Here is a 23404-nt window from a genome sequence, read left to right as displayed (position 1 = left end):
CCCTGCCCCCTCAATCCTGCGGCACCCAGGTGCGCGTGCCTGGCAGGTCGGACTGGAACTGCTCCAGCACCCTGATCTCGACCGGCTTGGGGGTATTGTCGCCCTGCCCCTGGATCTTCACGATGTCCTGCGGACAGGCCGAAAAAGCGACGAAGCAATCCATCTCCGCACGCAGGGTGATGAAGTCGCCCGGCTTGGTCACCGTGGGCAGGGTCTTGAGGGTGATGCCGTCGGGCTGGACGCGGATGTTCATGAAGATGTTGAACGAGGCCAGGTTGGCCCGTGGCGGGGTCACGCCCAGTTCGAACATGCCCTCGAACATGTTGTCGCAGCAATTGCGATGGTAGTGCTGCACGCCGAGCAATTCGTAACGGCGGCGGTCGCAGGCGGCCATGAAGGTGTCATGCACGCCCGGCGTGGCGTCCTCCACCACGGTGAGGATGGGATGGCGCCGGTTGGTCACGAAGCTGTCGCCGAGCACCGGGTTGAGCCGCTGGTTCCAGACGCGGGTGGTCTCCATGCACATGTATTCGGCCAGGTCGTAGGCGTTCCATGCCCAGCAATCGACCACCTGGGTGCCGTGCGTATTGATGACGCGCACGGCCTGCCCGGCCTGCAGTCGCACGGCCTTGCCGTGGCCGGCGGGAACGGTAATGGAAGCGGGAGAAGTCATGATGTCGGGGTTCCTGGGTTGAAACGTTGAAGAAACTGGCGCAGTCGCGCCGAAGAGGGTTGGTCGATCACCTGCTCAGGCGGCCCCATCTCGACGACCTTGCCGCCGTCCATGAAGACCACCACATCGGCCACGTCGCGCGCAAAGGCCACCTCGTGCGTGACCACGATCATGGTGGTCTGGGCGGCCGCCAGGGCGCGCATCACGGCCAGCACCTCGCCGACCAGCTCGGGGTCGAGGGCCGAGGTGGGTTCGTCGAAAAGAATCACTTCCGGCGCCATGGCCAGCATGCGGGCGATGCCCACCCGCTGCTGCTGCCCGCCCGACAGCGCGGCTGGCATCGCGGTGTGCTTGCCAGCCAGGCCGACCTTGCGCAGTGCTTCGGCGGCGATGTCGCTGGCCTCCAGGCGCGGGATGCCCTTGACCGAGATCAGGCCTTCCATGACGTTGTCGATCACGCTCATGTGCGGCCACAGGTTGAAGTTCTGGAACACCATGCCGATGCGGCTGCGCTGGGCACGGATCTCGCGCGCAGGACGGGGCTGCAGGCGCTGGTGCGGCCCTTCCCGCACGCCCACGCGCTCATCGCCGATCCAGACCTCACCGGCGTCGGGCGGTGCCAGCCAGTTCAGGCAGCGCAGCAGGGTCGACTTCCCCGACCCCGAGGGGCCGAGGATGCAGACCACCTTGCCGCGTTCGATATCGAGGCTGACGCCGTCGAGGATGCGCTGCGGGCCGAAGGACTTGACGATGTCGCGAACGCGCAGGGCGATCGCGCCACCGACGGGAGAATTCGGTTCTGTCGGGTTCATGGCGTGCTAGCGTTGGATGAGGATGAAATGCAATGGGACTGGACGCCATGGGCGATGGCGATGCGCTGCTCCCAGCGTCGCGTCAGTGCATGCAGCAAGCCGGTGGCGGCCCAGTAGACCAGCGCCACCATGCAATAGACTTCCAGCGGCGCATAGGTCTCGGCCACCACGCTCTTGGCGGCGAACATGAATTCATGCACCGAGATCACCGACAGCAATGCGGAATCCTTGAACAGGCCGATACCTAGCCCGGTCATGGTGGGTAGTAGCAGGGGCAAGGCCTGGGGCGCCACGATCCGGCGTGCGATGGCCAGCGGCGGCATGCCGATGGCGACCGCCGCTTCCACCGTGCCCCGGGGCAGGCCGTCGATGGCGGCCTGGATCACCTGGGCGATATAGGGCGCGTAATAGATGGCCAGCGTCAGCACCCCCACCAGCGGCGCCGGCAGCAGCAGGCCGAAATCGGGCAGTACGTAGAAGCTCACATAGAGCAGCACCAGCAGGGGCAAGGCCAGGGTGACGGCGATATAGGCGTCGATGAGCACGGCCAGCGGCCGCGGCCCCATGCGTCGCAATACCACCAGCACCATGCCCAGCAGGCAGGCCAGCACGGCACTGCTTGCGCACAGCCAGAAAGTGTCCACCAGACCTGCCAGCAGGGCCGGGACGTGCGGGCGCAGGATGCCGGGATCGAAGGCCATGTCAGCTTCTCCCCGGAGTGGCCGGGGTGGCCGGGCTGGTCAGTCGGGTCTGACCGGACCGCGGCACCCGGCTCAGGTGCTTGCCCAGCGCCAGGACCGGCAGCACGACGGCGAGATAGCCGATGCTCACGATCAGCATGATCTGGGACGAGGTATAGGTGCGCGCAATCACCATCTGCCCGGCATAGGTCAGCTCGGTCACGGCCACCACCGAGGCCAGCGGCGTGGTCTTGAGCAGGATCGTGAATTCATTGACCAGCGCCGGGATGCTGGCCTTGAGCACCTGCGGCATCACGATGCCCGTGGCGATGCGCCAGGGCGCCATGCCCAGCGCGGTGGCGGCCTCGATCTGGCCACGCGGGACGACACGCAGGTTGCCGCGCAGGATTTCAGCGGTGTAGGCGCCGCTGTTGAGGCCCAGCGTCAATGCCGCCGCCAGCAGCGGATGACCGCCCAGCCCGATCAGCGGCAGGGAGAAGAACACCAGGAACAACTGCACCAGCGCGGGCGTGCCGCGCATGAAACTGATGTAGAGCCGCACCAGCCAGCGCAGCGGGGCCAGCGGCGCCAGTTGCAGGGCCAGCGCCAGGTGGCCCCAGGCCAGACTGCCGATGGCACCCAGCACGGTGAGCGAGACCGTCATCATCCAGCCGTCGAACAGCGCGGGAAAACTCTGGATCACCTGGGGGCTAAACCACATGCGCGCTCTCCGTTGCCTACAGGGCGTTCAGTTCTTCGGCGGTGGCCACTTCCAGCGCCCCCGGGCGGTCGTTGCCGGGCACGCCGGTGCAACAGGCCGAGACCACGAAGACCATGTCGGCCACCACCCGGCAGGCGATGAAGTCGCCGGCCCGGGTGCGACTGGGCAAGGGAATGATACGGCCCTGCTGGTCCAGGTCGACATGCATGAAGAGATTGATCGGGTCCGGCAGGCGCGGCGGCGTCAGACCCTGCTCCTGGATGACGGCCGAGACCGACTCCACGCAGCCGGTCTGGCCGGCATAGCCGTTGGCGGCCAGCCAGTCGGTGGTGGAAGCCGGCATGAGCAGGTCGTGCGTGCCGACGCTGTCCTTGCCCAGCACCATCAGCGCGCGGCGTCGGTTGCTGACGATGCGCATGCCCGCCTGCAGGACATAGGAATTGCTGAAGACGCGGGTATGGTGCACCGACATGAAGATGTCAGGCTGGGCGCGGTCGAAGGCGAACAGCATGGCGGTGGCGCCGTCCTCGCGCGCTTCGATGCGCAGGATCTGGCCGGCCTTGACGTCGATGGCGCGGCTTTCGCCGGCCGGCACCACCAGGCGCGTGGGTGGCAGGGGCTGACGGGGCGGGGTTTCTTTGAGCAGCAGCATGGTAGTCAGTCGGTGGACGCCCCGGCACGGCGGTGCGGATCGGCGTCATGGATGGAGATGGCGATATCGGTGACCCGCAGGCCGTTGCCGGGAATGATGTCCTGCGGGCAGGACGAGACGGCGCAGAGCAGGTCTTCCAGCACCTCGAAGGTGATGTGATCCCCCGGTTTGCTGGTCGGGTCGGTGACCTGCATGCGGCGGTCCGGGGTAACCGGGCCGTTCTGGAACAGATTGAAGGGCTCCGGCACGTCGAACTTGGACAGGCCGTGCAGCGCCAGGCCTTCGTGCATGTTGTCCAGGCAATTGCGGTGGCCGATCACGTTGAAGTCGACCGTGAAGCGGGTATCGTCGCAGGCCGGGACGTTGGCATCATGCACGCCGACGGTGTCGGCCACCACGCGTAGCAGCGGCCGGTCCAGCGAGGAATACAGGTGGTCACCGACGTCGAAGAAGATCGACTGCAGTCTGCGGCGTGTATGCGTGGGCGAGAGTTTCTCGCTCTTGTCGCCGGCGACGACGGCCACGAAATCGGCCGCCTGCTGACCCTCGACATCGGTGATCGTGAGGAACTGGCCGGCCTTGACTTCAAAGGTCCGGCCATGACCGGCGGGGACGGTCAGGGAGTGGGTGTGGTTACACATGCTGGCAGGTCGTATTGGGCGCTTATTTGGCGGGGATGAAATCGGCATCGGGCGTGGCGAAGGTGACGCCCAGGTATTGCTGCTGCAGGCGGGCCAGTTCGCCACTTTTCTTCATGGCCAGGATCTGGTCACTGACGGCCTTGTTCAGGCGCTTGTCTTCGGGGCGGGTGGCCAGGGCGATCCACTGCGAGGGGCCCAGTTCGCCGGTGATCTTCATCTTGCCGGGGTGCTGCTTGATGACGTCGGCCAGCACGGTCAGGTCATCGAAGACGAAGTCGGCGCGACGGGTCATGAGGGCGGCCACGGTCTGGTCGACGCTATCGACGCTGAGCAGGGTGATCGGCGCCAGCCCCTTGGCCTTGAGCGTGTCGTTGAACTGCTTGAGGATGCCCTCGGGCGCGCTGCCGGTCTTGACCGCGCCGGTCAGGCCGGCCAGCGATTCGGGGGTGGGATTGGCGGGAATCCTGGTGAAGTCATCGCGCACCAGAGGGCCGTTGACGGTCTTGCCGGTCGGTACCACGTAGGCGATGCGCTTGGCGCGTTCGGCCGTCACGTTCAGTGCCGAGCCTTCCATGTCGAAGGAACCTGACAACAGGCCGGGAATGATGCCGCTGAAGGCCATGCGCTGGTATTCGATCTTCACGCCCAGGCTCTTGGCCACCGCCGCCAGCACGGCCGGGTGGTAGCCCACGATGGCGTTGGAGGCATCGGTGTATTCATAGGGCGCGAAGGTCGGATCGATGGCGACGATCATCTTGCCGCGGCTCCTGATGTCGTCCAGCGTGTCGGCATGGGCGGCGACGCTGCAGAACAGCAGTGCGGAAAGCAGATAGCGGGACAGACGTGGTGCGGACATGGGCGGCTCCTGGTGGTTGAGGGACGATGGGATCGCACAGGCGATCCGGGCAAGCACGATCATGCAATGCATGTTTCATGCCAATCCATCCTGAAACACCAGTTTCCTGCGAGGAATGCCGTGAAACACCAGATACAATCAGGTTAAATCTGAAATATCTGTTTCACGACGACGCCGACGACGTACAATGCCTCTCGTTCCAGGGCAGCGCCGCCCCGCACAAGACAGGTGCGCCGCGCTGCACTGGAATGATTCTTGCACCATCGCGCAGCATCCCAGACCAGGCCGTCCAGACAACCATGGCAAGCATTCCGACCAAGAAGAACAAGGCTTCGGCCTCCATCGAAAGCCGCATCGCGGCGCAGTACGAACAGCTTTCGGGAATCGACCAGCGGCTGGCCGACATCATCCTCAGCGCACCGGGTCAGTTGGCCATGCAGACGGCCACGGAGCTGGCCGAAAGCGCGCAGGTGTCCAAGGCCACGGCCACCCGCTTTTTCCAGAAACTTGGCTATGCGTCCTATGACGATGCCCGGGAAGACGCGCGGGCGGCGCTGATGGGCGGGTCGCCCCTGTATCTGCAGAAGCGCGGAGAGAAGGAAGCCCGAAGCGGGCTCGGTGCCACCATCGAGGCGCACCTGAACCATGAGGTCGCCAACCTGGCCAATACCTACCGCTCGCTGGACCCGCAGGTCCTGACCGATGCGGTCAATGGCATTGCCAATGCACAGCGCGTGGCGATCATCGGCTATCGTCACAGCCATACGATTGCGCAGATGATCCGGCGCGAGCTGATCCAGGTGCGCAGCAATGTGCTGGTGCTGCCGGCGCCAGGAGATACGCTGGCCGAGTACCTGGGTGACCTGGGCGAGCGCGACATGGCGATCGTGATCGGTCTGCGACGCCGGGTGCCGGCGATCTCCCTGGCGATGGAAGCCTTGGCCGAGGCCGGCGTGAAGACCCTGTACGTGTCCGATGTGATCGCCGGCAAGCCGGCCCGACGCGCCGACTGGGTGATCCGCTGCCATACCGACGGCATGATGCTGTTCGACAGCGTGGTGGCCGTCTCCGCGATGGTCAACCTGATCTGTTCGCTGACGGCCGAACGGCTGCGCGAACGCGGCAATGGCCACCTGCAGCGGGTGGAGGTGCTGCACCAGAAGTTGAAGGAACTGGAATGACGCGACCGGTCTGAGCGGCCGTCGCCATCCAGCCTGCCCAGCCCTCTCCCCTCCTCCGCTCTGGCCTTCCTTCAGGGATGCAGCGCCAGTCCCTTGGTGGCCTTGTCCACCGCCTTCTTGCCGCCGCGCAGGGCCAGTCCCACCAGGTTCATGGATGCCGGGTCTTCCGCCAGAAAGACCTGGCGATTGGCGTCGTCATGGCCGGTGGAAAACATCGCCTGCACATAGGGGGCGACGATCAGTTCACGTTCCAGGCCGATGCGATGGGCCGCCTGCAGCCCCTGCAGGTCGGCCTCGAAGATCAGGATGGGTTGGCCGCACAGGGCGGTGTAGCTTTTCCCGGCGGCATCGACATAGGGCGTGCCCAGGGCTTGCGGCGCGGCGGCGACGATGCCGGTGGCAAGGAATGCGGTGACGTTCAGGCGTTGCCACATGGGCAGGTCATTGCGCACCAGGATGGCGATTTTGGTATCGAACATGCGGTCTTCCCGATCAGGATTCAGAGCCTTCCATCTTAGGAAGCCGCCGCGCTTCACTCTAGAACATTTGTGCAGACGCGCCGGTAGGCGGCCGGGGTGATGCGGTAGGCGCGCCGGAACCAGCGGCCCAGATGGCTCTGGTCGGCAAAGCCGGCGTCGGCCGCGACCTGGGCCGGATCATGGCCGGCCGCCAGCAGGCTGCGCGCCAGGCGCAGGCGCAATTGCACCAGATAGGCATGCGGGGTGCGCCCGAAGGCCCGACTGAACTGGCGACTCAGGCGGAACCGGTCCATGCCGGAACAGGCGACCAGGTCTTCCAGGCCCAGATCCTCTGAAAAATGTGCATGCATCAGATCGCGCACCCGTTGCAGGGCCGGGGAAGGTGGCTCGTTGCTTCCCGCCACACTCTCGTCGAACTGGCCGGAGAGCAAGACCAGCATGCGGTCCAGGGCCAGGTCGCGGGCCAGTTTGCCCTCGCGCTGGTGCAAGGCCAGGAAGGCCCGGTGGATGGCCCCGGCGAGCTGGGCGTCGTCGTGCAGGGTCTGGCGGAAGGTAGCGAAGCGGGTCATCGCGGGCAGGCGCAGGTGGTCGGTCATCCTGTCCAGCCAGGGCGTAGGCAGGTAGAGCATGGCGTAGGTAAAGCCGCTCTCATGGGGCGCGTGACCGTCGTGCAGGGCACCGGGTTCGATCAGGATGGACTTGCCGGGGGTGCTGACGTGCAAGGCGGTGCCGCAGCGGAAGCGCTGCACGCCCTGCAGGGTCACGCCGACCAGCATCTCGTCATGGTCGTGCGGATCGTAGGCATGGCCGGAGAAATGGGCACCGATGCTCTCGATGCCGCTGTCCTCGTCGCGCTGCAGCCTGATCCATTCCTGGGCGGGCGTGGGAGAAAGAATGTCCATGACGGGATTCTAGCCGGAGGCGACATTCCGGTGCTCATCCCTCGGACCCCCTGGCATATTTCCTGCTAGATGGGAAATGTTGCGAGGACGCAGCGCGGCCGCATCCAGTAGTCGCTGCGTCGCAACAAATCAATTACCATGCGCCCCTGCGGCGACTGTCGACGACAGAAGGCAGTCGCAAATGCAATGGTGGTGCCGGCTTACCCGCTGGCCTGTCCATTGCCGTAACGCGTTCGTTATCCACGATTGATGATTGGTATTGCCATGACGACCTCTACTGCCGGCTCTTCGTCTGCCTCCCCTGCCTCCGTGGCACCCGCTTCTTCCTCGTCTTCCTCGTCCTTGCCCCGCCCGCGCGAGCGCACTGCAGCGCTTCCCCAGGTACGCCATAACTGGATCGACAACCTGCAGGGCCAGCTGTTCGGGGTGGTGATGATCGCCTTCGGCATGTCCATGCTGCACAGTCTCGGGCTCATCATCGGCCAGGTGGCCGGTGTGGCCTTCCTGGTCAGCTATGCCACCGGGGTCAGCTTCGGTACGGCCTTTGCGCTGATCAACCTGCCCTTCTACCTGCTGGCGGCCCTGCGCATGGGTGCGGCCTTCACCTGGCGCACGCTGGCGGCGGTGACCGCCGTGTCGGTGCTGACCAATATCGCCGGTAACTACATCAGCTACAGCCACCTCGATCCGCTGGTGGGTGCCGTGCTGGCGGGTCTGTGCGTGGGCATCGGGCTGATCGGCCTGTTCCGCCACCAGGCCAGTTGCGGCGGCATGAGCATCCTGGCCAGCTACCTGCAGGAGCGCACCGGTTTCAAGGCCGGCTGGCTGCTGATGGGCTTCGACCTGGTGCTGTTCGCCACGGCGGCCTGCTTCATGCCGGCCGACCGCGTGCTCTATTCCCTGGTGGGGGCCATCGTCATGAACCTGTTCGTGGCATGGAACCACCGTTACGAGTGGTATATCGCCCGCTGAACGCTGCGGCCCGAGGGCTCAATGCGAGGACACGAACTGCGCATCCGCAAAGCCGGGCGGCAGGGCAAAGCTCTCGCGCAGTCGTCGGCATTCGGCCACCGGGGTGGCGCCGAAGAGGCGCTTGAACTCGCGGCTGAACTGGCTGGTGCTGACATAACCCACCGCATGGGCGGCCGCCTCGGCCGTCATCTCTTCGCGCACCATCAGCAGACGCGCCTGATGCAGGCGGATCGACTTCAGGTACTGCATCGGCGAGGCCTGGGTGATGTCCTTGAAGTGCACGTAGAAACTGGGCGCGCTCATGCCGGCCTCGGCTGCCAGCTGCATCACGTCCAGGTCCTGCGCATAGTCGGTGTGGATACGCCGCAGCACGCGCCCGATCTTGCCGAAATGGCCGCGCATGGCCAGGGCATTGCGTAGCGCCTCGCCCTGGGCGCCGGTGAGCACCCGATAGTAGATTTCGCGCAGCAGCGCGGTACCGAGGATGGCGGCCTCCTGCGGTTGCGCCATCGCTTCCAGAAAACGCAGCAGGCTGCCCTGCAAGGCTGGCTCCATGGGTGAGGACATCATGCTGCGCGCGGTCTGCACGGCGGGGGCGCCCTGGCGGTCGATCTGCAGCGCCAGCTCGGCAGCCAGGGTGAAATCCAGGTGCAGGTACAGGGCCAGCAAGGGACGTCGCGGCGTGGCATCGGTCTCCATGGTGAAAGGTACCGGTACCGAGACCGCCAGGTAGTGCTGCTCGTCGTAGAGATACAGCTCCCCACCAAAATAACCACGCTTGCGCCCCTGGCAGACGATCACGATGCCCGGGTCGTAGAGCACCGGCGTGCGCGCCAGCGGGCCATCGGCGCGCAGTACACGCACGCTCTCCATGGGCGTGAGGTGATAGCCCTCGGTGGGCGCCATGTCCTGCAGCAATTGGATGATGCGCTGCTGTACAGGGGCTTGCAGGGTGGGCTTGGCGGTACGCACGGCAATCTCGCGTTTCATAGTTTCAGGCAATAAAAACAGGTGATTACGACTTAATGATTCGGTGATGGCTGACTATTATGCACTCCCCTACTTCAACTGGAGAAGCATGATGTCCCTGCAGAAAACCTTGCTCATCACCGGCATCAGCAGCGGCTTCGGCCGGGCGCTGGCCGTGGCGGCGCTGGACGCCGGCCACCGCGTGGTCGGTACCGCACGCCACGCACAGGCGGTGGCCGACTTCGAGGCCCTGGCGCCGGGCCGCGCCTGGGGTCACGTACTGGACGTCACCGATACCGACGCTATCGCGCCCATGGTCAGCGCAGCCGAAGCGCAGACCGGTGGCATCGACGTGCTGGTCAACAATGCCGGCTATGGGCATGAAGGCGTGATGGAAGAATCGCCGCTGGCGGAGATGCGCCGCCAGTTCGAGGTCAATGTCTTCGGCGCGGTGGCGATGATGAAGGCGGTGCTACCCTTCATGCGCGCCCGGCGGCGCGGTCACCTCATCAACATCACTTCCATGGGCGGGCATATCACCATGCCGGGGATCAGCTATTACTGCGGCAGCAAGTTCGCGCTGGAGGGTATCTCGGCCTCTCTGGGCCAGGAGCTCAAGCCACTGGGCATCGCCGTCACGGCAGTGGCGCCGGGCTCGTTCCGCACCGATTGGGCGGGTCGGTCGATGGCGCGCTCGCCGCGCACCATCAGCGACTATGACGCCCTCTTCGATCCGGTCCGCAAGGCCCGCGAAGACAAGCACGGCAAGCAATTGGGGGACCCGGCGAAGGCAGCACAGGCGATGCTGGCCCTGATCGCCATGCCGCAGCCACCGGCCCATCTGCTGCTGGGCAGCGATGCGCTGCAACTGGTGCGCGCCGGCCTGGTCGCGCTGGAGCAGGAAATCCAGACCCATGAAGCGCTGAGCCGTTCCACCGACGGTTGAGCCTATCCTCCTTGCCGTCGTTGGGCATGAGCGGGTGACAGATTTGTCATTCGATTGTCATGCCGACGACGCCGTGCGCTGCCTAGACTGCCCGTACTCATCACCTCCAGGAGATAGCATGAAGGCAGTATCGACAACGCACGGCCGGTCGGCCCGGGGCTGGCGCCTGATGCTGGCGGCTTCGCTGGCATGTTCCCTGGCTGCGTTCGCGGCCACCGCACCGGCCCATGACATGGGGGCCATGCATGGTATGGCTCATGACAGCCCGGCACCACTCACCACGGCAACGCCCCCCGTCTTCGTGGCCAGCAGCGCCAAACCCTTTTCCACACTGAATGACGATGCCATGGCCGTGATGGACTACGGCATGCAGCACGCGCCCATGAACGGTCAACCTGACCACGATTTCGTGAGCATGATGCTGCCCCATCACCAGGGTGCCGTCGACATGGCGCGTGCCGTGCTGTTGTACAGCCAGGACCCGGAGATACGCAATCTGGCACTGGGCATCGTGGCCGAACAGCAGAACGAGATCCAGGTGATGCAGGCCTGGCTCAAGCGCCACGGCTACCCCTCCAGCGCGCCCTAAGCCCGCCATCACTGTGCCTCCCCCGCTTTTCCAACCACCGCGCCAACGCCATGAAATCATCCAGACTCGCACTTTCCACCCTCACCATTTCGCTGCTGTCCTTGCTGTCCTGCTCAGCCATGGCCCTGCCCACCGCCCATGACCGGGTGTACACGGCCGACCAGAACAGCAATACAGTGTCGGTCTTCAATCCTGCCGACAATACGCTGGTGGGCCAGATCCGCCTGGGCAATCCGCGTCCGGACGTGCTCTCGCCCCTGTATCGCGGCCAGATCAACGTGCACGGCATGGGCTTCTCGCCGGACCACAAGACCCTGGTGGTGATCTCCAACGGGTCCAACTCGGTCACCTTCATCGATACCGCCACCAATGCCGTCAAGGGCGTGACCTACGTCGGCCGCTCGCCGCACGAGGGCTTCTTTACCGCTGACGGCAAGGAAGTCTGGGTGGTGGTGCGCGGCGAGGACTACATCTCCGTCATCGACCCGCAGACCTTCAAGGAAACCCGCCGCATCCAGACCGCCGTCGGTCCCGGCATGGTGCAGTTCCTGCCGGACAACAAGCTGGCCTTCTCGGTATCGAGCTTCACGCCGCAGGTGGATGTGATCGACGTGAAGTCGCATACGGTGATCAAGAAGATCGACGTGGTGAGCCCCTTCTCGCCCTTCCTGCAATTTACGCCCGACCACAAGGAACTGTGGATGACCCACAAGGACGTGGGCAAGGTGACCCGCATCGACACCCGCACCCTGAAGGTGACCGGCGTCATCGATACCGGCTTCATCACCAATCACCTGGCCTTTGCCACGGTCAACGGCCAGGTGCTGGCCTATGTCACGGTGGGTGGCGAGAACGTGGTCAAGGTCTACAGCACCGATGCCCAGGCGCAGCTGCTGGCGACCATCCCGACCGGCGCGCTGCCGCATGGCATCTGGAGTTCCGACGACAGCAGCCGGGTCTATGTGGGCCTGGAAAACGGTGACGGCATGGAGGTGATCGATCCGGCGCAGAACAAAGTGATCGCCCACGTCGCCGGTGGGCAGGCGCCGCAGGCCCTGATCTTCCTCTCCAACGTGGTCGGCGAGGGTGATGGCAAGCAGAACCTGGCGCCGCTGGCCAATGCCGAACCGCTCAATATCCGCCTGAAACCCGTGACGGCGCCGGAAGCCAAGGGCTTCGTGGTGTCGCGCAACCTGGGCGTGGTCGATGCCCTGGAGGTGTCGCTCTTCAAGCTCAAGCCGCAGACCAACTACAACGTCTACCTGAGTGGTCAGAGTGCGCCGGTGGCCAGCTTCGTGACCGATGCCAAGGGCATGTCCAACGGCACGGCCATCGGTCCGGCGCGCCGCCTGGCCGAACCGGGCGCGCAATCGTCCCAGTCCGGCCCGCTGAAACTGATCGTGATGGAAGGCGCGGCACCGGCCGACGCCAGCCGTGCCGTGCTGGTCAGCGACATGTAGTCGGGTACGGGCGGGGCAGACCGGGGTCCAAGGTCGCCGGCCCGCCCCGGGGTTTCAGGCAGCGGAGCGATCCTTTACAATCGCGGCAGCGCCGGGCATTGCATGAATATTGCTTGCCCTGGCAGCTGCCCGCTCCCTCCCTTTCCTGCGCCCATGAGCAACGTCCTCAACTACCTGATCACTGCCCGCCGCTGCGAAGTGGAAGAACTGCAACGCCTCGCCCGCACCTGCCAGCTGGTGCTGACGGTGGGAAAACTGATCCACTGCCTGCAGCAGGAACGTGGCATTTCCAATATCTACCTGGGCTCGCGCGGTGAGCGTGATGCCCTGGTGTGGCGCGAGCGCGTGGCTGCCAGCGAGGTGGCGCAGCAGGAATTTGCCTCCTGGCTGGAGGCGACCGAACATGACAACGCACTTTCCAACGGTGCCCGCCTCTACACCCGCATCGCCTTCGCCTTGCACGCCCTGGACGGCCTGCCGCGCCTGCGCGCCGACGTGGCGGCCCTGGCCTGCTCGCCGGCTGCCAGCTACGAACGTTTCAAGACGCTGGTGGGGGCGCTGCTGGCGCTGGTGTTCGAGGCCGCCGATGTAGCAGTCGATCCGCAGATCTCACGCCTGCTGGTGGCGCTGTTCAACCTGATGCAGGGCAAGGAATTCGCCGGCCGCGAACGCGCCGGCGGCGCCGCGGCCTTTGCCATGGGCAAGATCACGCGCGAGCAGGAACAGAGCATCGAATACCAGATCGAGATGCAGGAGCAGGCGCTGCGCCGTTTCGAGTCCTTCGCCGAGGGTTTCCGCAATGAGTGGACGGCAATGCAGGCCACGCTGCCGCTGGCCGAGCTGGAGCGACTGCGCCGCAAGCTGCTGACCTCGCACGAGCGGCCGCTGGATTCCGATATGGCCGATGCCTGGTACCAGTGCTGCTCCACCCGCATCGATGGTCTGCATCAGGTCGAGATCCACCTGGCGCAATACGTGCAGGCGCAATGCCGCGCCAAGATCATCGAACTGCAGAAGGAGCTGGACGATCAGGGCCAGTGGTTCAGCCAGGAAGAGGCGCTCGATCCGCTGGCCCCCCTGGCGACCTTCTCCTCCAGCCTGGATGGCGGGCACCTGAGCGGCGGCCCCATGGATGCCGGGGTCGGGCCGCACCTGACACAATCCATCGTCGATCTGCTGCGGGCGCAATCCGAACGGCTGCAGAACCTGACCCAGGAACTGGCCACCGTGCGCGAGAGCCTGGAAGAACGCAAGCTCATCGAACGCGCCAAGGGCGTGCTGATGATGAAGCAGGGGCTCAACGAAGAAAACGCCTATCGCCTGCTGCGCAAGCATGCGATGAACCAGAACCGCCGTATCGCCGAAGTGGCCCAGGCCATCCTCTCGCTGACCGAGATCCTGCCGGACGCCTGAGCAGCGGGACATGCGGACATCGCGGTGCGAACACGGCGCCGCGATGTCAGACTTTTCCGACACCAAAAGCACAGATTCACTGATCCCCTCCGTGCGCGCGAGCGCGCATCATGGCTCAGCCTTATGCACGGCGACTACCCTGCTGCGGCCTGGATTTCCCACACGGAAACGCGCCATGAAAAAAATAAGTATCTCCGCCAATCGCCGCCACTTCCTGCGCGGCGCCCTGACTGCCGCGCCGGCTGCCGCGCTGGCGGTGACCACCGGCAGCCTCACCGTGGCTGCCCAGGGTCAGTCCGCCAAGCCCGGCGACAGCACGCCCTACAAACCCAGCTTCTTCAATCAGGACGAATTCGCCCTGCTCAGCGCCCTGGCCGAGGTGCTCATCCCGGCCGATGAAAACGGCCCGGGTGCGCTGGAGGCGGGCGTACCCGAATTCATCGATGCCCAGATGAACACGCCCTACGGCCACGGACAGCTGTGGTACATGCAGGGGCCGTTCACGCCGGATGCGCCGGCCGAGTTCGGTTACCAGCTGCCCTACCCGCCGCGTGAACTGTACAAGAAGGGCCTGGCCGAGTTCGACGCCGCCATCAAGCAGCAGTACGGCCAGGGCTACGTCGGGCTGAACCAGCAGCAGCGCGAAAAGATGATGGGCGAGTTCGAGAAGGGCAATGTGAAGATGGCCAGCATTCCCCCTGCGGCCTTGTTCAACCAGTTGCTGCAGAACGTGCACGAAGGCTATTTCTGCGACCCCGTCGATGGCGGCAACAAGGGCATGGCCGCATGGAAGATGATCGGCTTCCCCGGTGCCCGCGCCGACTACTACGACTGGGTGGACCAGTACGGCCGTACCTATCCGCTGCCGCCAATCTCGCGCGGCTGATGGCGCGGGCGTCCCTGCCCCTGCCCTTTACTTCTTTCCTCTTCCCCTTCCCCAGGAAGCACAAGCACATGGCCAACAAGAACATGAAAGCAGTCGACGTCGTCATCGTCGGCTTCGGCTGGACCGGGGCCATCATGGCCAAGGAAATGACCGAGGCCGGTCAAAGCGTGGTGGCGCTGGAACGTGGTGTCTATCGCGATACCTATCCCGATGGCGCCTACCCCAAGACCATCAATGAGCTGGACTACCAGCAGCGCTTCAAGCTGTTCCAGAACCTCAACAAATCCTCCTTCACCTTCCGCCGCAAGATGGGCGACAGCGCCATCCCCTATCGCCAGATCGCCATGTTCAAGCCGGGCGAAGGTGTGGGCGGTGCTGGCTTGCACTGGTCGGGCTGCCACTGGCGCATCCTGCCGGAAGAACTGCGCATGCGCAGCCATTACGAAGAACGCTACGGCAAGAACTTCATCCCCAAGGATATGAACCTGCAGGACTGGGGGGTGAGCTACGAAGAACTGGAACCGTATTTCGACTTCGCCGAAAAGATGATGGGGACTTCCGGCACCGCCTATCGGGTCAAGGGTCGCGTAGTGGACAATGGTGGCAACCCCTTCGAGGCCGACCGCTCCGACGCCTTCCCGCTGCCGGCGCAGAAGGAGCAATACCAGGCGGCGCTGTTTCGCAAGGCGGCGCAGCAGGCGGGCTTCCATCCCTTTACGCTGCCCTCGGCCAATGCCTCGGCACCCTATGTGAACCAGTATGGTTGCCAGATGGGGCCCTGCACCTTCTGCGGCTATTGCTCGGGCTATGCCTGCTACAACTATTCGAAGGCCTCGCCCAACGTCAACATCATGCCGGCGCTGCGCCAGAGCAAGCTGTTCGAACTGCGCAGCCAGTGCAATGTGTTGCGCATCGAACTCGACAGCACCCGCAAGAAGGCCACCGGCGTGACCTACATCGATGCCAACGGCGACACCGTGTTCCAGCCAGCCAATATCGTCGTGGCCAGTACCTTCGCCTACAACAATGCGCGGCTGTTCCTGCTCTCGGGCATCGGCAAGCCGTATGACCCGGTTTCCAATACCGGTGTGGTGGGCCGCAATATCGCCTTCCAGATGATGTCCACCATCAATGCCTTCTTCGCGCCGGGCAAGAACATCAATGGCTTCATCGGCGCCGGTGGCAACGGGGTGGCGGTGGATGACTTCAATGGCGACCACATGGACCACGGGCCGCTGGGCTTCGTGGGCGGTTCCCCGATCTGGAGCAATCCGGCCGGGGCCAAGCCGATCTCGGGGATTGCCGTGCCGCCCGGTACACCCAAGTGGGGGCGCGCCTGGAAGCAGGCGGTCAAGGACAGCTATCTGAACACCATGTCCTTCGACGTGCATGGCGCCAACATGGTGTATCGGGACGTCTATGTCGATCTCGATCCGAACTACAAGGACGCCTTTGGCCAGCCGCTGCTGCGTTTTACCTTCGACTGGAAGGACAACGACATCCGCATGAGCCGCTATGTCACTGATCAGGCGGTCAAGATCGCGCATGAACTGAAGGCGCGCGAGATCAAGGTCACGGTCAAGGATTTCGGCGCGGCGCCGGACCTGCGCAGCTACCAGACCACGCACTGGGCCGGAGGCGTGGCCATGGGCAATGACCCCTCCACCAGCGTGGTGAACCGCTACCTGCAGAGCTGGGACGTACACAACGTGTTTGCGGTGGGCTCGGGCGTATTCGCTCAGGGCATCGGCTATAACCCGACCGGGGCGGCGGTGGCGCTGACCTACTGGTCGGCCCGCGCCATCCGCGAGCAATACCTCAAGGATCCGCGTCCGCTGGTCAGCGCGTAAGCACGGGAGTGATGATGAAACGACTGATCCTGACCTCCTCCCTGGCACTGGGCGCGGCCATGCTGGCCGCGGCAGCCGCTTACAACCTGGCGTATGCCCATGATTCGCTGACCGTTGCGGCGCCGCCCAAGCCGCCGATGGGCGGGCGGCTGTTGAATCGCGAAACGGCGCCCTTGCAGCCCTTCGCGGTACCGCCGGCCGATGCCGCGCTGTCGCAACGCATTGCCGCCAAGGGCAGCCCCAGTGCGGACGACCAGTTGCTGCTGCGGGGTGCCTACCTGGCGCGGGCCGGCGATTGTGTGGCCTGCCATACCAGCAAGGGCGGTGCACCCTTTGCGGGCGGACTGGCGCTGGCGTCTCCGCTAGGCGCGATCTACTCGACCAACATCACGCCGGACAAGGAACACGGCATCGGCGACTGGAGCTACGAGGACTTTGCGCGCCTCATGCGCACCGGCGTCACCCGGGCTGGCTATACGGTCTACCCGGCCATGCCCTACCCGTCCTATTCGCGCCTGAGCGAGGAGGACATGCAGGCGCTCTATGCCTACTTCACCAAAGCCGTGCCGCCGTCTGCCCAGGCCAATCGCGCCAATGACATCCCGTGGCCGCTGTCGATGCGCTGGCCGCTGTCGATCTGGCGCAAGCTGTTTGCGCCGACGCCGACGCCTTATGCAGCACCGGCCGGCGGCGATCAGGAACTGGCACGGGGCGCCTATCTGGTGGAGGGACTGGGACATTGCGGCAGCTGCCATACGCCGCGCTCGACCACGCTGCAGGAAAAATCGCTGCGTGACGACAGCAGCCGTCTCTACCTCTCCGGTGGCCAGGTGGTGGATGGCTGGAGCGTGCCGTCGCTGCGCAACGAGCATGGTGGCGGCATCGCTGGCTGGAGCCAGGCCGATCTGGTGGAGTTCCTGCGCACCGGACGCAACCAATTCACAGCCTCCTTCGGGGCCATGAATGACGTGGTCGAGCATTCCATGCAATACCTGAGCGAGGCCGATCTCAATGCCATCTCGCGCTACCTGTTGAGTCTGTCGCCGCGCAACGATGCGGCGCCCTATCGCTACGACGAAGTGAGCGCCACGGCCGCCTACGAGGGCCGCCCGCAGACGCCGGGTGCGGCGCTCTACCTGGATCGCTGCGCTGCCTGCCACCGTAGCAACGGCACGGGTTACGGCAAGGCTTTCCCGGCACTGGCGGGCAATCCGGTGCTGCAGACGGGCGATGCCACCTCGGCCATCCGCATCATCCTGCAGGGCGGACGCCAGCCAGCGACCGATTCGGTCAAGGGCGGACTGGTGATGGCGCCCTACGCGCAGTTGCTCAATGACCAGCAGGTTGCAGAGGTGACCTCGTACATCCAGACCGCCTGGGGCAATCGCGGTGGTACGGTGTCGGCGGCCGATGTGGCGAAGATCAGAAAGACGGCGAAGCCGGTGGAGGATCGGGCGCCCTGAACAGAAACGCCCTGCAGCGGGCGAGCCTTGCTAACGGTTCACCAGCCTAGCCGGCACCGCACCGATGACCAGCGCCGCCCCGGCCACCAGCACACCCGACAGCAGGTACAGGCCGATGGCGGTGCTGTGGGTCTGGTCCTTGATCCAGCCGATCAGGAAGGGGCTGACAAAGCCGGCCAGGTTGGCCACCGAATTGATCAGCGCGATACCGGTGGCGGCCGCCGCGCCGCCCAGGAAGGCGGTCGGCAGGCTCCAGAACAGCGGCGCCAGCGACATGATGCCGGCCGAGGCGAATGACAGCGCAGCAATCGCCAGGAAGGCCTGCTGGCCAAACAGGGCGCTCAGGCTCAGGCCGACGGCGCCTGTCAGCAGCGCCACGGCCAGGTGCCAGCGGCGTTCCAGCCGGCGATCAGCACTGCGGGCGAACAAGACCATCGATATCGCCCCCACAGCAAAGGGAATGGCCGACAACAGCCCCACCGACAGCAGGCTCTTGATGCCTGCCGCCTGGATCAGCGAGGGCAGCCAGAAGCTGATGCCATAGTTGCCCATGGCGCAGGTGAAGTAAATCGCGCACATGATCCATACCTTGCCATTGGAAAAGGCCGCACCGATAGAGTGATCCTGTTTGCCGGCGGCATCGGTGCGGATATTGTCCTGCAGCAGCGCCTTCTGCCGGTCATCGAGCCAGCGCGCGGAGCCGATGCCGTCATCCAGGTAATACAGGACCATCACGCCCACCAGCAAAGAAGGCAAAGCTTCCAGCATGAACAGCCATTGCCAGCCGGCCCAGCCGCCGGCACTGCCGAAGCTGCCCAGGATCCAGCCCGAGAGCGGGCCACCGACCACGCCCGAGATCGGAATGGCGGTCATGAAGAGGGCCGTGATCCTGCCACGCCGATGCGCCGGATACCAGTAGGTCAGGTACAGGATGATGCCGGGGAAGAAACCGGCCTCGGCCACGCCCAGCAGGAAGCGCAGGACATAGAACGTGGTCGGCGTGGTGACGAAGGCCGTCAGGCCCGACAGGATGGCCCAGCTGATCATGATGCGGGCGATCCAGCGCCGTGCGCCATAGCGGTACAGCAGCAGGTTGCTGGGGACCTCGAACAGGAAATAGCCCACGAAGAACAGACCTGCGCCCAGGCCATAGATGCTGTCGCTCCATTGCAGGCTGTTGAGCATCTGCAATTTGGCGAAGCCGACATTGACGCGGTCCAGATAGGCCACCACGTAGCACAGGAAGAGGAAGGGAATCAGGCGCCAGGTCACCCTGGCATAAGTACGGTTCTCGAAGTCTGTCGCGGCGTCGCCGTCCAGCGTGGATGCTAGGGTGGTCATCTGTGTCTCCTGTCGTTGAGGAGGTCCTGCGCCGATGGCCTTCCATCGCGCGGCCTCTCTGTCATCAATTATTTATATCGTTTTCCTGCTACGGCTCGGTGCCCAGCACGCCGCGCTGGATCTGGTCGCGTTCCAGCGATTCGAACAGGGCCTTGAAATTGCCCTCACCGAAACCTTCACGGTAATTCCCCCTGCGTTCGATGAATTCGAAGAACACCGGCCCCAGCAGCGGTTCCGAGAAGATCTGCAACAGCAGACGCGGCGTACCGCCCACGGTGGTGCCGTCCAGCAGGATGCCGCGCGCCTGCAGGGCGTCAACCGGCTGGCCATGGCCGGGCAGGCGCTCTTCCAGCTGCGCGTAATAGCGTTCGTTGGGTGCGCTCAGCACGGGAATGCCGGCCAGTTGCAACTGGTCGATGGCATCGAGCAGGTTGTCGGTCAGCAGGGCGATGTGCTGGATGCCCTCGCCGTTGAACTGCATCAGGAATTCCTCGATCTGGCCGCCGCCCTGGCGGGCTTCCTCGTTGAGGGGGATGCGGATGAGGCCGTCGGGTGCGGTCATGGCCTTGGAAGTCAGGCCAGTGTATTCGCCCTGGATGTCGAAGTAACGGATTTCCCGGAAATTGAACAACTTGCCGTAGAAGTCCGCCCAATAGGCCATGCGTCCGCGATAGACGTTGTGGGTCAGGTGGTCCACCACCGAAAAACCATGGCCGCGCGGATGGCGATCCACGCCGGGCAGGAATTCGAAATCGACGTCATAGATGGACTTGCCATCCTCGAAGCGATCGATCAGGTACAGCGGCGCCCCGCCGATGCCACGAATAGCTGGCAGGCGCAATTCCATCGGGCCGGTCGGGATCTCCATCGGCTGCGCGCCCAGTTCCAGCGCGCGGCGGTAGGCAAGGTGGGCATCGCGCACGCGGAAGGCCAGGCCGCAGGCCGATGGCCCGTGCTCTGCGGCGAAGTAGGCGGCCTGACTGCCGGGCTCGCGATTGATGATGAAATTGATGCTGCCCTGGCGGTACAGCGAGACATCCTTGGAACGATGACGCGCCACTTCCGTGAAGCCCAGCTTCACGAACAACGGCTCCAGGACGCCGGGACGGGGCGAGGCGAATTCGACGAATTCGAAGCCGCACAGGCCCATGGGGTTATCGAACAGGTCTGACATGTTTGCTCCCATCTAAGGTCAGTGATTAAAAGCGCGGTAACTCGGGGAACGGCATCGCATCGCGCGCGACATGCATGCCGCCGAACTCGGCACAACGGTGCAAGGTGGGGATGGCCTTGCCGGGATTGAGGAGGCCATGGGGATCGAAGGCTGCCCGCAGGCGCGCGAACAGCTCCAGCTCATCGGCCGAGAACTGCCAGCACATGCCATGCAGCTTTTCGCTGCCGATGCCATGCTCGCCGCTGACGGTGCCACCTTCGGCCAGCACCATCTGCAGAATGGCGTCGGCCAGGCGCAGGGCGCGTTCTTCCTCACCGGCCACGGCGCTGTCATAGAACAGCACCGGATGCAGATTGCCGTCACCGGCGTGGAAACTCTGCGCCACCGCGATGCCATGTTGCGCCGACAACTGCAGGACCCGGCTCAGCACCCGGCTCAGGGCGCGGCGTGGCACGGTGCAATCGGCGACGTACAGATCGCTGGCGCTACGCAACAGGGCCGGCAGGACGTTCTTGCGGGCCGCCCAGAGCTGGGCGCGCTGGGCCGGGTCGTCGGCCTGCCGCAGTTCCATCACCGCCAGCGACTGGAAGATGGAGCGGATGCGACGGGTGGCATCGTCGATATCCTCGGGTTCGCCATCCAGTTCGCACAGCAGGGCGGCAGCTGCGTCTTCACGCAGGCCCAGCGCCGGGGAGAAACGGTGCGCGGCCTGCAAGGAGGCCTGGTCCATGATTTCCAGTCCGGCCGGGACGATACCCTCGGCGATGATGCGCGAGACCGCATCGCAGCTGGCTTCGATGCGTGGGAAGAATCCCAGCAGCACGCGCACTGCCCGAGGGCTGGGCAGCAGGCGCAGGCGCGCTTCGGTGACCAGGCCCAGCAGGCCTTCGGAGCCGCAGGCCAGGGCCAGCAGGTCCAGTCCGGGCTGGTCCAGGCTGCCCTCGCCCAGCGCAAGCACCTCGCCCTCGCCGCTGACCATGCGCAGGCCAAGCAGGTTGTGGACGGTCAGGCCGTATTTCACGCAGTGCACGCCGCCGGCGTTTTCGGCGATATTGCCGCCGATGGTGGAGGCCACCTGGCTGGAAGGATCGGGGGCAAAGAACAGCCCGGCACCGGCCGCCTGTTGCGACACCACGATATTGCGCACGCCCGGCTGCGCCAGGGCCTGCCGAGACAACGCGTCGATACCCAGGCGCTTGAGGCGGTTGAGGGCCATCACGATGCCGCCGGCCACCGGCGTGGCACCACCCGACAGGCTGGTGCCGGCGCCGCGCGGCACCAGCGGCACGCGTTCGCGCACGCACAGGGCCACCAGCGCCGCCACCTGCTGCTCATCGGCGGGCAGCACCACGGCCAGCGGTAGCTGCTGCAAGTGGAACAGGGCATCGCATTCGTAGGGCGCCACCGATTCGGCATCGGCCAGTAGCCACGGCTCACCGACAATCTCGCGCAAGGCCTGGAGCAAGGCTTTTTACGTTCATGCCTGCGCTCCCGCCAGCAGACGCTCTGCCAGTATCTCCAGCCAGTGCCGCACCGGCACCGGGCTCTCTTGCTGCAGGTACAGGATGCAGCCGACATTGGCCGACGCGATGGCCACCGGCCGGCCCGCCAGGAGATGGGACAACTTGCGTTGCCGCAGACGGCCCGCCACGGCCGGCTGCAGCAGCGAATAGGTGCCAGCCGAGCCGCAGCACAGGTGGCCCTCCGCCAGCGGGGTGAGCTGATAGCCGGCCCGCTGCAGTAACAGTTCGACCCGCCCCTTGATGCGCAGGCCATGTTGCTGGGTACAGGGCGGATGGAAGACCAGCTTGTCCCGCCCCGGCGGCAACGCGCTCAGCGGCAGGCTGGCATGCTCCCACAGCTTGGCGACCAGTTCGGCCGGATCGCGCAGCAGTTCACCGACGCGTTGCGCCTTGGCCGCGTACAGCGGATCGTCCTTGAGCAGGTGCGCATAGTCCGCGACCATGTTGCCGCAGGCGCTGGAGCTGAGGACGATGGCCTCGGCACCGGCTTCGATGTGCGGCCACCAGGCATCGATATTGCGGCGCATGGTTCGGGCCGCAGCCTGCGGCGCGCCCAGATGCTGGTCGATTGCGCCACAGCAGGCGCTGCCGGCGACGTCCACCAGTGTCACGCCGAAGCGGTCGAGGATGCGCGCCAGCGCCAGGTCGTAGCCGGGTGCCAGGACGCCCTGCACACAGCCGCGCAGGCTCAGTACCCGACGTACATGCGCCCCCGGCGGCCACACCGCAGTGTCAGAAGCCCGCGGCGGCAGTGGGATACGCTTGCGCAGAGGCGCTGGCAGTAGTGCACGCACCATCCAGGCACCGCGCAGGGCGAACTGCAGCAGGCGCGGACTTTGCAGGGCGCGCCGTAGCAAGCGGCGTTTGCTGCGTTCAGACAGGCTACGCGGAATGCGCCGTTCGATCTCCTGGCGGCCGATATCGATCAGTTGGCCGTACTCCACACCCGAGGGGCAGGCGGTCTCGCAGGCGCGGCATGTCAGGCAGCGATCCAGGTGGTCGCGGGTGCGGGTGGTGACCGGCGCTCCCTGCAGCATGTCGCGGATCAGGTAGATGCGGCCGCGCGGGCTGTCGAGTTCGTGATCCAGCAATTCGTAGGTAGGACAGACCGAGGTGCAGATCCCGCAATGGACGCAGGACTCGATGATGCGGCGGGCGTCGGGTGCGGCGGTGCTGGCCTGCATCCTGTGGTCGAATTCGACACGCATGGCGGGCTCCTTG

The 23404-nt window shown here is 65.1% G+C and carries 23 protein-coding genes; 9 read left to right on the top strand and 14 right to left on the bottom strand.

Annotation, left to right across the window (positions count from 1 at the left end; all coding sequences use genetic code 11):
- Nucleotides 1–10 precede the first annotated feature (10 nt).
- The 7 genes from HFRIS_RS19240 to HFRIS_RS19210 are packed head-to-tail and all read right to left on the bottom strand — an operon-like array spanning nucleotide 11 to nucleotide 5035.
- Entirely contained in the window at nucleotides 11–673 is a 663-nt protein-coding gene (locus HFRIS_RS19240; protein WP_006464814.1) for a DUF1989 domain-containing protein, read from the bottom strand.
- The gene (locus HFRIS_RS19235; protein WP_006464813.1) at nucleotides 670–1485 is read right to left on the bottom strand and encodes an amino acid ABC transporter ATP-binding protein; all 816 of its coding nucleotides are present in this window, start codon (nucleotides 1483–1485) and stop codon (nucleotides 670–672) included. Before HFRIS_RS19235 ends, HFRIS_RS19240 begins: the two co-directional genes overlap by 4 nt.
- Entirely contained in the window at nucleotides 1482–2186 is a 705-nt protein-coding gene (locus HFRIS_RS19230) for an amino acid ABC transporter permease (RefSeq protein WP_006464812.1), read from the bottom strand. The genes HFRIS_RS19235 and HFRIS_RS19230 overlap by 4 nt, the downstream gene beginning before the upstream one ends.
- A 1-nt stretch (nucleotide 2187) precedes the next feature.
- Entirely contained in the window at nucleotides 2188–2886 is a 699-nt protein-coding gene (locus HFRIS_RS19225; RefSeq protein ID WP_006464811.1) for an amino acid ABC transporter permease, read from the bottom strand.
- 16 nt (nucleotides 2887–2902) lie between these two features.
- Complete coding sequence (locus HFRIS_RS19220; protein WP_006464810.1) at nucleotides 2903–3538, bottom strand: urea carboxylase-associated family protein; 636 nt, start codon at nucleotides 3536–3538, stop codon at nucleotides 2903–2905.
- 5 nt (nucleotides 3539–3543) lie between these two features.
- A complete protein-coding gene (locus HFRIS_RS19215) occupies nucleotides 3544–4179 on the bottom strand; it encodes a DUF1989 domain-containing protein (protein ID WP_006464809.1) in 636 nt (211 codons plus the stop codon).
- 22 nt (nucleotides 4180–4201) lie between these two features.
- The gene (locus tag HFRIS_RS19210; RefSeq protein ID WP_006464808.1) at nucleotides 4202–5035 is read right to left on the bottom strand and encodes a transporter substrate-binding domain-containing protein; all 834 of its coding nucleotides are present in this window, start codon (nucleotides 5033–5035) and stop codon (nucleotides 4202–4204) included.
- A 299-nt stretch (nucleotides 5036–5334) separates the two neighbouring features.
- Here HFRIS_RS19210 and HFRIS_RS19205 point away from each other — a divergent pair, with 299 nt between their 5' ends.
- Nucleotides 5335–6216 (top strand): MurR/RpiR family transcriptional regulator, encoded by an 882-nt coding sequence (locus tag HFRIS_RS19205; RefSeq protein WP_006464807.1) that lies wholly within the window; start codon nucleotides 5335–5337, stop codon nucleotides 6214–6216.
- 71 nt (nucleotides 6217–6287) lie between these two features.
- Here the strand turns inward: HFRIS_RS19205 and HFRIS_RS19200 are convergent, their stop codons facing one another.
- Together HFRIS_RS19200 and HFRIS_RS19195 are read right to left on the bottom strand one after the other, a co-directional pair.
- Nucleotides 6288–6695 (bottom strand): DUF2000 family protein, encoded by a 408-nt coding sequence (locus HFRIS_RS19200; RefSeq protein ID WP_006464806.1) that lies wholly within the window; start codon nucleotides 6693–6695, stop codon nucleotides 6288–6290.
- 53 nt (nucleotides 6696–6748) lie between these two features.
- Nucleotides 6749–7597: an AraC family transcriptional regulator gene (locus HFRIS_RS19195; RefSeq protein ID WP_006464805.1), complete on the bottom strand. Its 849-nt coding sequence runs from the start codon at nucleotides 7595–7597 to the stop codon at nucleotides 6749–6751.
- Nucleotides 7598–7861: 264 nt separating this feature from the next.
- Here HFRIS_RS19195 and HFRIS_RS19190 point away from each other — a divergent pair, with 264 nt between their 5' ends.
- Nucleotides 7862–8569, top strand: a complete 708-nt coding sequence (locus HFRIS_RS19190; protein WP_244436320.1) for a YitT family protein — start codon at nucleotides 7862–7864, stop codon at nucleotides 8567–8569.
- 18 nt (nucleotides 8570–8587) lie between these two features.
- Here the strand turns inward: HFRIS_RS19190 and HFRIS_RS19185 are convergent, their stop codons facing one another.
- Nucleotides 8588–9475, bottom strand: a complete 888-nt coding sequence (locus HFRIS_RS19185; RefSeq protein WP_420865071.1) for an AraC family transcriptional regulator — start codon at nucleotides 9473–9475, stop codon at nucleotides 8588–8590.
- Nucleotides 9476–9650: 175 nt separating this feature from the next.
- Here HFRIS_RS19185 and HFRIS_RS19180 point away from each other — a divergent pair, with 175 nt between their 5' ends.
- The 7 genes from HFRIS_RS19180 to HFRIS_RS19150 all read left to right on the top strand — a co-directional run bounded on the left by HFRIS_RS19180 (nucleotide 9651) and on the right by HFRIS_RS19150 (nucleotide 18145).
- Nucleotides 9651–10484 carry an oxidoreductase gene (locus HFRIS_RS19180; RefSeq protein WP_006464801.1) on the top strand — a complete coding sequence of 278 codons (834 nt, stop codon included), beginning with the start codon at nucleotides 9651–9653 and terminating at the stop codon, nucleotides 10482–10484.
- 118 nt (nucleotides 10485–10602) lie between these two features.
- Nucleotides 10603–11073 (top strand): DUF305 domain-containing protein, encoded by a 471-nt coding sequence (locus tag HFRIS_RS19175; protein WP_006464800.1) that lies wholly within the window; start codon nucleotides 10603–10605, stop codon nucleotides 11071–11073.
- 119 nt (nucleotides 11074–11192) lie between these two features.
- A complete protein-coding gene (locus HFRIS_RS19170) occupies nucleotides 11193–12533 on the top strand; it encodes a YncE family protein (protein WP_420865070.1) in 1341 nt (446 codons plus the stop codon).
- Nucleotides 12534–12686: 153 nt separating this feature from the next.
- Nucleotides 12687–13946, top strand: coding sequence for a nitrate regulatory protein (locus HFRIS_RS19165; RefSeq protein ID WP_006464798.1), 1260 nt, complete (start codon nucleotides 12687–12689; stop codon nucleotides 13944–13946).
- A 175-nt stretch (nucleotides 13947–14121) separates the two neighbouring features.
- A complete protein-coding gene (locus tag HFRIS_RS19160; protein WP_006464797.1) occupies nucleotides 14122–14832 on the top strand; it encodes a gluconate 2-dehydrogenase subunit 3 family protein in 711 nt (236 codons plus the stop codon).
- A 68-nt stretch (nucleotides 14833–14900) separates the two neighbouring features.
- The gene (locus HFRIS_RS19155; RefSeq protein WP_006464796.1) at nucleotides 14901–16682 is read left to right on the top strand and encodes a GMC family oxidoreductase; all 1782 of its coding nucleotides are present in this window, start codon (nucleotides 14901–14903) and stop codon (nucleotides 16680–16682) included.
- 11 nt (nucleotides 16683–16693) lie between these two features.
- Nucleotides 16694–18145 carry a cytochrome c gene (locus tag HFRIS_RS19150; RefSeq protein ID WP_006464795.1) on the top strand — a complete coding sequence of 484 codons (1452 nt, stop codon included), beginning with the start codon at nucleotides 16694–16696 and terminating at the stop codon, nucleotides 18143–18145.
- A gap of 30 nt (nucleotides 18146–18175) precedes the next feature.
- Here HFRIS_RS19150 and HFRIS_RS19145 read toward each other — a convergent pair whose 3' ends face one another.
- The 4 genes from HFRIS_RS19145 to glcF form a co-directional block, all read right to left on the bottom strand.
- Entirely contained in the window at nucleotides 18176–19486 is a 1311-nt protein-coding gene (locus HFRIS_RS19145) for an MFS transporter (protein WP_006464794.1), read from the bottom strand.
- Between the two features lie 88 nt (nucleotides 19487–19574).
- Entirely contained in the window at nucleotides 19575–20660 is a 1086-nt protein-coding gene (hppD, locus tag HFRIS_RS19140; protein ID WP_006464793.1) for a 4-hydroxyphenylpyruvate dioxygenase, read from the bottom strand.
- Nucleotides 20661–20685: 25 nt separating this feature from the next.
- Nucleotides 20686–22125 (bottom strand): FAD-linked oxidase C-terminal domain-containing protein, encoded by a 1440-nt coding sequence (locus tag HFRIS_RS19135; RefSeq protein WP_006464792.1) that lies wholly within the window; start codon nucleotides 22123–22125, stop codon nucleotides 20686–20688.
- A 12-nt stretch (nucleotides 22126–22137) separates the two neighbouring features.
- Complete coding sequence (gene glcF, locus HFRIS_RS19130) at nucleotides 22138–23391, bottom strand: glycolate oxidase subunit GlcF (protein ID WP_006464791.1); 1254 nt, start codon at nucleotides 23389–23391, stop codon at nucleotides 22138–22140.
- Between the last annotated feature and the right edge of the window lie 13 nt (nucleotides 23392–23404).

This window comes from Herbaspirillum frisingense GSF30, assembly GCF_000300975.2.
GTDB classification, from domain to species: domain Bacteria; phylum Pseudomonadota; class Gammaproteobacteria; order Burkholderiales; family Burkholderiaceae_D; genus Herbaspirillum; species Herbaspirillum frisingense.
Note: the sequence above shows the minus strand (reverse complement) of the source record. Positions and strands in the feature narration are given on the sequence as shown.

Excerpts from the sequence above, each read along its gene's own strand:
- HFRIS_RS19240 (WP_006464814.1), bottom strand. The coding sequence starts at position 673 with ATGACTTCTCCCGCTTCCATTACCGTTCCCGCCGGCCACGGCAAGGCC.
- HFRIS_RS19235 (WP_006464813.1), bottom strand. The coding sequence starts at position 1,485 with ATGAACCCGACAGAACCGAATTCTCCCGTCGGTGGCGCGATCGCCCTG.
- HFRIS_RS19230 (WP_006464812.1), bottom strand. The coding sequence starts at position 2,186 with ATGGCCTTCGATCCCGGCATCCTGCGCCCGCACGTCCCGGCCCTGCTG.
- HFRIS_RS19225 (WP_006464811.1), bottom strand. The coding sequence starts at position 2,886 with ATGTGGTTTAGCCCCCAGGTGATCCAGAGTTTTCCCGCGCTGTTCGAC.
- HFRIS_RS19220 (WP_006464810.1), bottom strand. The coding sequence starts at position 3,538 with ATGCTGCTGCTCAAAGAAACCCCGCCCCGTCAGCCCCTGCCACCCACG.
- HFRIS_RS19215 (WP_006464809.1), bottom strand. The coding sequence starts at position 4,179 with ATGTGTAACCACACCCACTCCCTGACCGTCCCCGCCGGTCATGGCCGG.
- HFRIS_RS19210 (WP_006464808.1), bottom strand. The coding sequence starts at position 5,035 with ATGTCCGCACCACGTCTGTCCCGCTATCTGCTTTCCGCACTGCTGTTC.
- HFRIS_RS19205 (WP_006464807.1), top strand. The coding sequence starts at position 5,335 with ATGGCAAGCATTCCGACCAAGAAGAACAAGGCTTCGGCCTCCATCGAA.
- HFRIS_RS19200 (WP_006464806.1), bottom strand. The coding sequence starts at position 6,695 with ATGTTCGATACCAAAATCGCCATCCTGGTGCGCAATGACCTGCCCATG.
- HFRIS_RS19195 (WP_006464805.1), bottom strand. The coding sequence starts at position 7,597 with ATGGACATTCTTTCTCCCACGCCCGCCCAGGAATGGATCAGGCTGCAG.
- HFRIS_RS19190 (WP_244436320.1), top strand. The coding sequence starts at position 7,862 with ATGACGACCTCTACTGCCGGCTCTTCGTCTGCCTCCCCTGCCTCCGTG.
- HFRIS_RS19185 (WP_420865071.1), bottom strand. The coding sequence starts at position 9,475 with ATGGCGCCCACCGAGGGCTATCACCTCACGCCCATGGAGAGCGTGCGT.
- HFRIS_RS19180 (WP_006464801.1), top strand. The coding sequence starts at position 9,651 with ATGTCCCTGCAGAAAACCTTGCTCATCACCGGCATCAGCAGCGGCTTC.
- HFRIS_RS19175 (WP_006464800.1), top strand. The coding sequence starts at position 10,603 with ATGAAGGCAGTATCGACAACGCACGGCCGGTCGGCCCGGGGCTGGCGC.
- HFRIS_RS19170 (WP_420865070.1), top strand. The coding sequence starts at position 11,193 with ATGGCCCTGCCCACCGCCCATGACCGGGTGTACACGGCCGACCAGAAC.
- HFRIS_RS19165 (WP_006464798.1), top strand. The coding sequence starts at position 12,687 with ATGAGCAACGTCCTCAACTACCTGATCACTGCCCGCCGCTGCGAAGTG.
- HFRIS_RS19160 (WP_006464797.1), top strand. The coding sequence starts at position 14,122 with ATGAAAAAAATAAGTATCTCCGCCAATCGCCGCCACTTCCTGCGCGGC.
- HFRIS_RS19155 (WP_006464796.1), top strand. The coding sequence starts at position 14,901 with ATGGCCAACAAGAACATGAAAGCAGTCGACGTCGTCATCGTCGGCTTC.
- HFRIS_RS19150 (WP_006464795.1), top strand. The coding sequence starts at position 16,694 with ATGATGAAACGACTGATCCTGACCTCCTCCCTGGCACTGGGCGCGGCC.
- HFRIS_RS19145 (WP_006464794.1), bottom strand. The coding sequence starts at position 19,486 with ATGACCACCCTAGCATCCACGCTGGACGGCGACGCCGCGACAGACTTC.
- hppD (WP_006464793.1), bottom strand. The coding sequence starts at position 20,660 with ATGTCAGACCTGTTCGATAACCCCATGGGCCTGTGCGGCTTCGAATTC.
- glcF (WP_006464791.1), bottom strand. The coding sequence starts at position 23,391 with ATGCGTGTCGAATTCGACCACAGGATGCAGGCCAGCACCGCCGCACCC.